Source organism: Acinetobacter sp. YH12152 (assembly GCF_013418285.1).
GTDB lineage: Bacteria > Pseudomonadota > Gammaproteobacteria > Pseudomonadales > Moraxellaceae > Acinetobacter > Acinetobacter amyesii.
On the sequence record NZ_VPCH01000014.1, the window covers coordinates 67,351 to 78,312 of the forward strand.

Here is a 10,962-nt window from a genome sequence, read left to right on the forward strand (position 1 = left end):
TCTTTTGACTATAGGAAATTTTAAACAGTCAGCCTGTCTAGGTTTTGTTGTAAAACGTTAATGAAATAAGAGAGATGAGTGGATGATTCACGCGAGAGCATGATTCTGCCCATTGGGTTATACGTAGGATTGAGCATTGTTCAGCAGAAAGTTTTATAAGACAAAGGTGTAAAACAAATACATCTTATAAGAGACTTCGTTTTATAATCGCCCATCTGTTCGAATAATCAATCAGGCATGACCGTGTTTCACGCAAAATCAGCTTGGCTCAATACGCTTAAACCCAACTTTAAAGTTCTGCCTTTAAAAGACCGCATCCTATGTGGGATAGGCGCTTTGCTGGGCTTGAGTCTTTCTTCGCTGATCAGTTGGCTAGCGCTAGATGACTTAAATGCATGGTATATCGCCCCGATGGGCGCATCGTCCGTACTGCTCTTTGCTGTACCTGCCAGCCCTTTGGCACAGCCATGGAATATGGTAGTCGGTAATAGTCTTGCGGCCTTGATTGGCGTGACGTGTGCGATGTTTATTCCTAATTTAACCGAAGCTTTTAGTATCGCGGTTGCATTAGCGATTATCTTAATGATGACCACAGACTCATTGCATCCACCAAGTGGAGCAGTGGCGATTACAGCGGTATTGGGCGGAGAGGCAGTCCATGATTTAGGCTATGCCTTTCTTTTTTATCCAGTCCTTTTAAATTCGGTCCTCTTGATGGTGGTTGCTATCATTTATAACCGATTACTAGGCAAGCAGTATCCACAAAAAGCACAAGTCAATACTCGGACGACAGATCCAACACCGACACAAAAAGTGTCGATTCAGCCTGCAGATATTCAGCAAGTCTTAGAACAGCAAAGTCAGTTGCTTGATATTAGTGAATATGACTTACAAAAAATTATTTTAGAAGCACAGCAATTAGCCAGTCGTCGTGGCCTAAGCCAATTTCATTGTCGTGACATCATGAGTCAGCAAGTGATTACCCTGCGTGCAGAAGATGATATTCAGTCAGCATTGGAAAAGTTTAAACAAGTCAATTTGATGAGTTTGCCTGTGGTGAGTGATTTGGATCGATTGGTGGGAAATTTGGCTTTATATGATGTAGTGGAATGGTTTAAACGTGCCGTAGACCCCAAAGCCAGTTGGGAAAATCACGTTTATCAAATTATGAATCCCAAAGTGGTGACCGTGCAGCCGGATCAGCCGATTGAAGACTTGGTGCCATATTTTGTGGAAAGATCTTTTAATTATATTCCAGTTGTTGAGCAAAAACGGTTGGTGGGAATGATTAGCCGTGCCGATATGATTGCCGCCTTATATCAACAGCTAAATCAGCAAACAAAATCTTAAGCCTTAAACTTTGATTTAAATTCATCAGACTTAAATATGGCTTTGCCAATATGTAGGCAAAAAAAAGCTACGGAATCTTGGGGGAGAAACCGTAGCGACCAAACTGGGTCAAAGGATTTTAACGTCTGTCATCATTCACAGTACGAATAGGGTCTGAATAGCCATTGGTACGTAAAAAGTTATCTTGTGCTTTAGGCATGACTAACCATAAAACCAAGTACACCAAAATACCGGGAAAGGCTGCGCTTAAGCATGATACAAAGATAAAAATAATACGCAGTAAATTTGCGTTCCAACCAAAACGTTCAGCAATACCCCCCATCACACCAGCAATCATGTTAGAGCGGTTTGAGCGATATAAACCAACATTGGCCATTCAGGTCTCCTTCAAAAAAAGAATAAATTTGAATATTTCCAAATTCATATTATAGAAATGGTGACAAGCTTTGCGATTTAAAGGGTGCAGAAAAAAATTAAGTAAAGTTATGTAATTTGAAGAATTGGTTTGATTAGTTTGCCTTTAAAATAGCTTGAGTGTTAATTAAATATCAACGATAACAATGAGATATGATATAACATATATCGCAAATATATGTATACAGCGTTGATTATTTGATTACAATATTAAGTCAGCAAGAACTGAAAAAACCAATGAATGATTGGTCTTGGCACATTATATGAAAACATCGGCTTCACCTTTTTTGATGAAATTTGCATATCTTTCAGTGTTTGCAGGAGTGTTCAGCCTCTCTTTTATTGGTTGTAGTCCAACGCCTCAACCCGCAGCGGAAAAGGGTGAAAGTTCGGCATCAACTGTCGCATCGGAAGTTCAAGCGAAGCAAGATCATGGAAAAAAATTAACCCAAGTGGCAGGGCAGGCGACATTGCCGAATGACGAGGACATAAAGTCAGCTCCTGTTCCTGAGCATGCCAAAATTTTTATTGGACGTTTTCATGCCAAAGTAAAATGCGATGACAGTTTTATTCCATGCCCAGAAGGCGATGCAGAGTTCATCCTTAACTTATTGCCAGATGGCACGGTACACCGCAGTATTATTCAAATAGGAAAAGTGTTTGCTGAAAAAACCAATACGTCAGGCATTAATGTGAAATATCGTAAGGATACGTGGAGTGTCAATGAAGCACATACCGAGCTGGTGGTTCATCGAAAAGAAGGCGTGAATTTTTATTATCGCGTGATTAATGAAAATAAAATCACTATGGATTTAGACAAAATTCGTCAAGGTGAAGTCGATCGAAATCAGGAATTATTTTCTAAAGGTTATCCTCAGCCTCAACATGCCTATACCTTGGTGAAAGACCCAAATTAAATGCTGCGAATAAAATAAATAAAATTATAAATTGAGTTTGAGCGTCGGCGTGAAATTCGCAGACATTGGCTAATCGAATGCAACTAGCTTATAAAAATTGAATTATTAATACGACATAGTTAAGACTAAACAGAATTGGTGGGTTGTGTGGGGTTCGAACCCACGACCAATAGATTAAGAGTCTACTGCTCTACCAACTGAGCTAACAACCCTGAGAAAATTTTAAAATAACATTTTAAAATTTCAGCAAGATAAACGAAGCGCGTAGTTTTGAATACTAGGGAATATTTGTTATCTAAAATTTTTCAGGTCAAATACTTCATCTAGCAAGACAAGAATGATACTTCGCAACATCGCTATAGCAAAATTTCGAGAATGGCGAATCAAAACCAATAATGGTGATGGTTTGTCTTGGTCGGAACCTGCAGGTTTCTTTTTCTTCAACTGCCGGAAGAAAGAAGCCCTAAGAAAGAATGGTGGGTCGTCCGCGACTCGAACGCGGGACCAATAGATTAAAAGTCTACTGCTCTACCAACTGAGCTAACGACCCTTAGGGGGTATGCACAAGATTGTAATCTAAAACTGGCATTTTAGAAAGATGGTGGGTCGTCCGCGACTCGAACGCGGGACCAATAGATTAAAAGTCTACTGCTCTACCAACTGAGCTAACGACCCATCTTGTGGTATCGAAGGAAATGGTGGGTCGTCCGCGACTCGAACGCGGGACCAATAGATTAAAAGTCTACTGCTCTACCAACTGAGCTAACGACCCATTTCGCTTGATGGTGCGTATTGTAGCAAGATCTGCTTCAAGCGCAAGTAAAAAATCATAAACTTGCTTGTGTTTGATTATAAATACAACAATGTGGCTCATTTTGACGGGTGATTGTCGTCAAAATGAGCAAGTTTGATTTAGAAACGGTATTGATAGGCCTGAATATTATTATAAATTTCAGGGGTCAAGTCACAATAAGCACTCGCGTTCGGCAGTAAAACCAAGATTCGCTCATCCGTTTGCTGAGGATCAAAGGCTTGTTCTTTCAGCTTATTTTTTTGGTATTTAAACGTACCTGTGGTTTCGACTTTTTTCTGTACACGTAAAAATACCGGTACAGCATACGCTGGTAAGCATTTTTTAAATTGTAGAACCATTTCACTACAATCTTGTTCGTTGAGTTCGGCACCATCGGTGAGCGTGATGGCAGCCATACCTGCACGGCCATTGGTGTCTGGAATTTCTACGCCATAAACCACAGCTTCAGCAATTTTATCGTACTCACTCACCATGTTTTCAACTTCAGTGGTTGAGACGTTTTCACCTTTCCAGCGGAAGGTATCGCCTAGACGGTCGACAAATTGTGCATGTCGGAAGCCAATGTCACGGACCAAGTCGCCAGTGTTGAAGTATGAATCACCATGCTTGAACACATCTTTCATAATGACGGATTTGTTTTTTTCCGTGTCGGTATAGCCATCGAAAGGTGAGCGACGGGTAATTTTACCGATGAGTAAGCCGACTTCGCCTTTTTTCACTTTAATGCAGCGACCTTTAGCATCATGTACAGCTTCATTTTTTTCTTTATCAAACTGAATAATCGCATAAGGCGTTGGTGAAAAACCAACGGTATTGTCGAAGTTAAATACATTACTAAAGCCAACGTTGCCTTCACTTGAAGCATAGAGTTCAAGGACTTCTTCGACCCCAAAGCGTTCTTTAAACTTATCCCAAATATTTGGTCGCATGCCGTTACCAATCATTTTTTTCACACGATGGCCTTTTTCAAGGTCTGAATGTGGAGCATCCATCAAATAGCGGCAAAGTTCGCCCACATAGCCAATGGCTGATGCATCAAATTTTTGTACATCTTTCCAAAATGAAGAGGTCGAGAACTTGCGGCGCAGGGCAAGGGTAGCACTACCTGCAATCACCCCACACCAACAAACCACAGTACCTGTAGCATGATAGAGCGGCAAGGTCACATACATCACATCATCTTTGTTCAAATTGAGGACGTGACCATATGTTCCATAAGCCAAAGTCCAACGGCTGTTGGTGAAAATCACCGCTTTAGGTAAGCCTGTTGTCCCAGAAGTGTAGATATAAAATAGGCCGTCTTTGCCTTTTACACTTGCAGTGGTGGGTGTGTTGAATTTTGGAAATTTATCAATCGCTTCTGCAAGGTTTAAGAAGCCTTTAGGTGCTTGACCGGCATCAACACGAGTGGCTTGATCTGCAAACCAATGTAAACGATCTGTAGCTACACTGAGATCACCACGAATCTCTTCTACGGCTTGACGGCATTCTTCGCCCACAATTACCGCAATTGGGTTTACTAAGTTGATGCTGTGTGTCAGGACTTTGCCGACTTGTGAGGTGTTGACCAAGGCACTGGTGACGCCAATTTTGGCTAAAGCCACGATGGTTGCAACGAGTTCAGATCGGTTTTCGATCATCACCGCAATCACATCACCTTTTTTTGCACCGAGTGCAAGGTAATAGTGACCAATTTGATTGGCCCATTCATTGAGTTCGTTATAGGTATATTTTTGCTCTTCAAAATAAAGCGCATAACCTTTAGGATTACGCTTTACGGCTTTTTCAAATGCAATTCCTAAGCCTGCGGAAGTATTTGGGGTACGTAAATAGGCTTGCTTTAGACCACTCAACAGGTTGGGTACTTTGCTAATGAACGCGGGAATTTTTGCTGCAACATCAGCAATCCCAATAAGGTCGTGTTGTGTAGTTTGGCTCATGTGAATCCTATTTATTTTTCGTAATCCGATACGGTCTATTTCTTTGCAATGAAATTTGCAGCAAATTCTACAATTGTCTTTTAATCGTTTCGATCTAGTGCAATCAACCTAATTTGACAAAAGTATCAAAAAAAAACCAGTCACCGAAATGACTGGATTTTTTTATTCACCTGCAAAATAGCAAATTACTGCTCAGTTGCGGTGTTTGCTTTTTTCGGTGGACGACCGCGAGGACGACGAGGGCGTGCAGGTTTTTCACCTTCAGCGGCCGAGTTTTCGTCTACAGGAACCTCAACTTTCTTTTCCGTTTCAACGGCTTGAGCTTTTTCTTCTACTGGTTTAGTAGGAGCTTCAGACACTTCTTCCGTCTTTTCAGGCTGCGCACTCACATCCAGTTCAGCTTGAACGGGTGTCGGTACTTCAGCTTGAGCGGGCACAGGTGCTTCAGTTTGAACTGCAACGTCGGATACATTGGCTTCAACTGTAGCAGCTTTAGCTTCTGCAACTACAGGCGCCTCAACAGCAGTGTCTGCGACAGGCGTAGCTTCCACCTCAGCATGTGCTTTTGCTTGGTCTTGTTTCGCTTGTTCAGCGGCAAGTTTAGCAAGGCGACGACGCTCACGTGGGTCATTAGCAACACGTTTATCTGACACAGGCTTTGGTGGTGTCAAATCCAACATTGGCGCTGGTTCAGCTTCAGGTGCAGCTTTTGCAACTTGAACATCACGAGTGACAGGCTTTTTCTCTACAGCTGCTTCAGCTGCGGGTGCAGTCAAAGTCGCGGCATATTCTTCCGTGAATTTTTGCAATGCACGGTTGAATGTTGGAATTAAGCCAAATTGCTCAATCAGTACAGAGCAGTCTTCACCGTATACATGCTTAATCAAGCTGCTTACAGTGTATTGACTTAGTGTCGGCACTTGAGATGGCGCAATTTTCGGAGCCTGTGCTTGTTGAGCACGAGCTGCACGCTGTTCACGGCGGCGTTGACGTGGGTCATTGCTTGCACGAGAAGGTTTTTGCTGCGCATGCTGTGGTTTATGTGCTGCTTCTTTTGTTTCAGTCGCAGGTTTTTCCACTTTTTCTGCTTCAACGACAGCGGCTTTTTGGACTACTGGGGTTTCTACAGGTTTTTCAACTGCTGGGGCAGTATTTAGCGCTACGATTTCGCTTTGAGCTTGATCAACATTTACTACAAGTGCTGTTGGCATCACGTCTTGACGTGGTGCATTAACAACTTCAACTTTAGGTTGACGTTGATTGCGGTTTTCAGGTTGTTGCTCAGTTGCAACTTCCTGAGCAATCGCTTGCTCGTTCAATACGCTTTGATCGCGGTGGCGATTTGGGCGATTTGGACGTTGTTGGTTGTTGCGGTCACGACGTGGAACAGACTGCGGTTGCTCATTATTTTGAACATCTTGCGGTACTTGTTCGTTGTTGTGTTGACGGCGTGAGTTACGGCGGTTTTCACGTTGGTCTTGACGGTTGTCTTGGCGTTCAGAACGTTGCTCTTGGCGTTCGTTTTGACGTGCTTCGTTATTACGCTGTTCTTGACGGTCTTGACGTGAAGGTTGTAACACTTCTTCATGAACTTGATGCGATTGAGCTTCTTGTTCACGTGGTTCTTTATGCTTAGTACGCTTTTTGTTGTGACGTTTTTCTTCACGGTCAGCTTTTTCTGAATGGCTGTCACGTTCTTGTTTGTGTACAACAGAAGAAGGCGCAAGGTAAGCATTATTGTCTACGACAACAACAGGCGCTGCCGATGCAGGGGTAATTTGACCAAACTGGCCACGGCTTGCAGCACCGCTATTTACCATTTGTTCAATTGCAGCAGCGGCATTGTTTGCAGTACGCGACTGGTCAACGGTTGCAGCTTGTTTTTGAACAAATAAGTTTTCTAACCATGCACATGGACTAGATGATGCTGCAGGAGCGGCAACTTGTGCAGGTGCTTGTTGAGCAACAACGGGTTGTTGCTTATTCTTTTTGTGGCCTTTTTCTTGTTGTTGTACAGGTGCTTGTTGCTGAGCAGCAGCGGCCTGTTCTTCACCTAAATGCCATTCAGATGCTTCGTAACCTAATTCTTTTTCGCTAGAACGTGTCGCTTCAGTGCGTTCATAGCTTGTCGGTGCAAAACCTTCAGGGTTATACGAAATTTCGTAATGTGGTGTTTCTAGGTGAGGGTGTGGAAGTACAGTCACACGAACATTTGAAGTTTGTTCAAGATATACAAGGCTGTGACGCTTTTCATTCAATAAGAATGCAGCAATTTCAACAGGCACTTCAACTTGAACTTCACCATGACGTTCGCGTAGCGCAATTTCTTCCACTTTACGCATAATTGAAAGTGATAAAGAACGTAAGTCACGTACCATACCTGTACCATGACAGCGTGGGCACACATACCCAGTGGCTTCTTCAAGCGATGGACGTAAGCGTTGACGGCTCATTTCCATCAAACCAAAGCGTGACAATTGACCGAATTGGATACGTGCACGGTCACTTTGTGTTGCTTCACGAAGTTTAGCTTCAACCATACGTTGGTTACGGTCTTTGGTCATGTCGATGAAGTCGATCACAACCAAACCACCGATATCACGTAAACGTAATTGGCGAGCGATTTCTTCAGCAGCTTCAAGGTTGGTATTGAGCGCTGTATCTTCTACGTCGCTACCACGTGTTGATTTTGCAGAGTTAATATCAATTGAAACCAATGCTTCAGTTTGGTCAATGACAATTGAGCCGCCTGAAGGCAATTTAACTTCACGCTCATAAGCTGTTTGAATTTGGCTTTCGATACCAAAATGCGCGAATAGCGGCTCATTTAAAGTATAGGTTTTTAGCTTGTCTAACTGACGTGGCATCACGGCTTTTACGAAGTTATACGCTTCGTTATACGCTTGCTCAGAGTCAATCAGAATTTCAGCAACATCATCACGTAAATAGTCACGAATCGCACGTGTAACCACACCGGCTTCTTGGTGAACCAACATTGGTGATGGACCAGAACTTGCAGTGCTCTGGATTTGTGCCCAAAGGTCCAGCAAGTGTTGAAGGTCAAGTTGGAGTTCTTCTTGAGAACGACCAATACCTGCAGTACGTACAATCACGCTCATGCCACGAGGGACATTTAAAGACGCCAACATTTCTTTCAACTCTTCACGAACTGAACCTGAAATTTGACGGCTAATACCGCCACCTTTCGGGTTGTTTGGCATCAAGACCAAATAACGACCAGCAAGAGAGATAAATGTAGAAAGGGCAGCACCTTTATTACCACGTTCTTCTTTTTCCACTTGAACCAAAAGCTCAGTGCCTTCAGTGATCAATTCTCGGATGTTTGAAGTTTGGCGAGGATCTGCTTTGTAATAAGAATTAGCTATTTCGCGCATCGACAAGAAACCTTGACGACCTGCACCGTATTCAACAAATACAGCTTCTAAAGACGGCTCTACGCGAGTCACATGACCTTTATAGATATTCGATTTTTTTTGTTCACGGGTACGATTCTCTAAGTCAAAATCGTAAAGACGCTGACCAGTGACAAGTGCAACGCGAATTTCTTCGGCATGTGTTGCATTAATCAACATACGTTTCATGGGTGTAACACCTAATAGTGATACACAGAAGAACATCGCCTGACTCGTAGCGAGCATCAGATAGCATGGATCAAGTTGCACAGATCGAAAAACATCATCTGTGCATGTGTACCGACCTTCTTTGGGCGGGCAACGGTTTTTGATTCACGTATTGATGATGGCAATACGGCTTCAATCTTTTAAACGATTAAAGTCACCTGAACGCGTTTCACTGGCGGACAAACGGTGCATTGGATGTGAGTAACTTTCACTGTCACATTGCTCGAAGAGCATCCATTCATATCTGATAGAGCGTCTTGATACGGAATTATCATCGTACCTTTACAAACTGTGCAGATCCAATGCATCAAACGTTGTGGCCTGAACACGATTTCCAGGGAGCGACTGGTCTGATGTGTATCAGTTTACGTTTAAAAACCAACCTTGGTTGGCACATATTTTTTTGGGGCAAACTGTTTTATGTACCTACGGCACAATTAAACGCAACAGTTTGCAGTTTTGCCGATATAATAAGCCTTCGGCGTCGGCATAATTCTTTTGGGACCTTTCCGAGCTAAATGAGTAATTGCTTGAAAGTTCAATGACAGTAAATACTGAAATGAATCAACTTTTACTCAGTTACGGTGGTTTCCGTGCGCTGACTATATCAAACCTTGCATCATCTGCCTATGGGCTAAGCTTATGTTTCTTGCGAAAAGTATAGCTTAAATGATCAATTTTTAATCAATTTTAGTATTTTTTTAGGTCACAGTAACTGTATGAATTCTACGCAAGAATGGCAAAGCGTCACCTGGTTTGAAGTGGACGAGCATCAGGCGGGTCAACGTATTGATAATTTCCTGTTTAGTCGTCTGAAAGGTGTGCCTAAAAGTCGCATTTATCGTCTGATTCGTGAAAGCCAAGTCCGCGTCAATAAAAAACGCGTCAAAGCGGAAACCAAACTCAATATTGGTGACCAAGTTCGAGTTGCTCCAATTCGTTATGAGCAAAAAGATGAGTCTGCGGTTCCCGTATCGGACAAAGTGGCACAAAGTTTACTGAGCCGTGTGGTGTACGAAGATGAAGGCTTAATGGTGGTAAACAAACCTTCTGGTATTGCTGTTCACGGCGGTAGTGGTGTGGCGTATGGCTTGATCGAAGGCTTACGTGCCGCAACAGGGAAGAAATACCTTGAGCTGATTCACCGAATTGACCGCGACACTTCTGGTTTGGTGATGATTTCGAAAAAACGTAGTGTGTTAAAAAGCCTGCAAGACATGTTACGTGAGCACAAAATCCAAAAAACTTATGCTGCTGTGGTGAAAGGCGTGGTGAGTCTGGATAAGCAGCTGATTGATCAGCCTTTGCATCGTTACGAACTGGCAAATGGCGAGCGTCGTGTTCGTGTATCACCTAAAGAAGGTAAAGAGTCGAAGACGCTGTGGAACGTGAAAGAACGTTTTATGCATGCCACATTGGTGTATGCGTCTCCACTTTCGGGCCGTACCCATCAGATCCGTGTACATGGTTTAAGTATTGGTCATCCATTGGTGGGCGATGAAAAATACGGTCATGAAACTGAATACCGTGGTCCAAAGCCACGTCGTTTATGTCTGCATGCTATGCGTTTAGAAATTCCGGGTTACCAAACCATTGAAGCGCCATTGCCAGAAGATATGCAAAGCCTTGTGGCGCAGCTACGCGCGCAAAAAGCCGACAAAGTGGTGAAGTCTGCGGAAGATGGCGAGTAAGTTTAAATATGACTTCTCTCCCTGAGCAGTACTGCTTCGTAAGTTTTCTTTCGCCCTCTCCTTTAAGGCATAGGTATCTACACATTTTTTATAAATTGAATGCGATCTGAGCAATCGCATTCAGCTCATCAGACGAATACTCTGACAACAACTGAAGAGTGTTCAATAGTATTGAAAGCCCTGCCAGTATGGCAG

6 protein-coding genes, 4 tRNA genes and 1 pseudogene are annotated in these 10,962 nt (G+C 42.9%); 4 read left to right on the forward strand and 7 right to left on the reverse strand.

The features are described 5' to 3' along the window. The first annotated feature begins 237 nt into the window (after positions 1-237). Complete coding sequence (locus FTU83_RS06480; protein WP_218945779.1) at positions 238-1,350, forward strand: HPP family protein; 1,113 nt, start codon at positions 238-240, stop codon at positions 1,348-1,350. A gap of 118 nt (positions 1,351-1,468) precedes the next feature. Here FTU83_RS06480 and FTU83_RS06485 read toward each other — a convergent pair whose 3' ends face one another. Further along, the gene (locus tag FTU83_RS06485) at positions 1,469-1,726 is read right to left on the reverse strand and encodes a PspC domain-containing protein (protein WP_180105945.1); all 258 of its coding nucleotides are present in this window, start codon (positions 1,724-1,726) and stop codon (positions 1,469-1,471) included. A 301-nt stretch (positions 1,727-2,027) separates the two neighbouring features. On the opposite strand from FTU83_RS06485, the gene FTU83_RS06490 reads away from it, so the two are divergent. Continuing rightward, on the forward strand, positions 2,028-2,681 hold the full coding sequence (locus FTU83_RS06490) for a hypothetical protein (RefSeq protein ID WP_252725793.1): 654 nt from the start codon (positions 2,028-2,030) through the stop codon (positions 2,679-2,681). 136 nt (positions 2,682-2,817) lie between these two features. Here the strand turns inward: FTU83_RS06490 and FTU83_RS06495 are convergent. The 6 genes from FTU83_RS06495 to FTU83_RS06520 form a co-directional block, all read right to left on the reverse strand. Further along, positions 2,818-2,893: transfer RNA gene (locus FTU83_RS06495), tRNA-Lys, on the reverse strand. Between the two features lie 262 nt (positions 2,894-3,155). Further along, positions 3,156-3,231 (reverse strand) — tRNA-Lys (locus FTU83_RS06500). A gap of 49 nt (positions 3,232-3,280) precedes the next feature. Then, positions 3,281-3,356, reverse strand: a tRNA-Lys gene (locus tag FTU83_RS06505). Between the two features lie 21 nt (positions 3,357-3,377). Next, a tRNA-Lys gene (locus FTU83_RS06510) sits at positions 3,378-3,453 on the reverse strand. A gap of 140 nt (positions 3,454-3,593) precedes the next feature. Continuing rightward, positions 3,594-5,435 (reverse strand): long-chain-acyl-CoA synthetase, encoded by a 1,842-nt coding sequence (locus FTU83_RS06515; protein WP_180105946.1) that lies wholly within the window; start codon positions 5,433-5,435, stop codon positions 3,594-3,596. 185 nt (positions 5,436-5,620) lie between these two features. Next, on the reverse strand, positions 5,621-9,037 hold the full coding sequence (locus FTU83_RS06520; RefSeq protein WP_180105947.1) for an Rne/Rng family ribonuclease: 3,417 nt from the start codon (positions 9,035-9,037) through the stop codon (positions 5,621-5,623). 394 nt (positions 9,038-9,431) lie between these two features. On the opposite strand from FTU83_RS06520, the pseudogene FTU83_RS17670 reads away from it, so the two are divergent. Beyond that, a pseudogene (locus FTU83_RS17670) lies at positions 9,432-9,740 on the forward strand (hypothetical protein). A gap of 55 nt (positions 9,741-9,795) precedes the next feature. Continuing rightward, positions 9,796-10,767 carry an RluA family pseudouridine synthase gene (locus tag FTU83_RS06525; RefSeq protein ID WP_180105948.1) on the forward strand — a complete coding sequence of 324 codons (972 nt, stop codon included), beginning with the start codon at positions 9,796-9,798 and terminating at the stop codon, positions 10,765-10,767. The last annotated feature ends 195 nt before the right edge of the window (positions 10,768-10,962 follow it).

Bases quoted from the DNA above. Each gene is read 5' to 3' on its own strand.
- FTU83_RS06480 (WP_218945779.1), top strand. From the start codon at position 238: ATGACCGTGTTTCACGCAAAATCAGCTTGGCTCAATACGCTTAAACCC.
- FTU83_RS06485 (WP_180105945.1), bottom strand. From the start codon at position 1,726: ATGGCCAATGTTGGTTTATATCGCTCAAACCGCTCTAACATGATTGCT.
- FTU83_RS06490 (WP_252725793.1), top strand. From the start codon at position 2,028: ATGAAAACATCGGCTTCACCTTTTTTGATGAAATTTGCATATCTTTCA.
- FTU83_RS06515 (WP_180105946.1), bottom strand. From the start codon at position 5,435: ATGAGCCAAACTACACAACACGACCTTATTGGGATTGCTGATGTTGCA.
- FTU83_RS06520 (WP_180105947.1), bottom strand. From the start codon at position 9,037: ATGAAACGTATGTTGATTAATGCAACACATGCCGAAGAAATTCGCGTT.
- FTU83_RS06525 (WP_180105948.1), top strand. From the start codon at position 9,796: ATGAATTCTACGCAAGAATGGCAAAGCGTCACCTGGTTTGAAGTGGAC.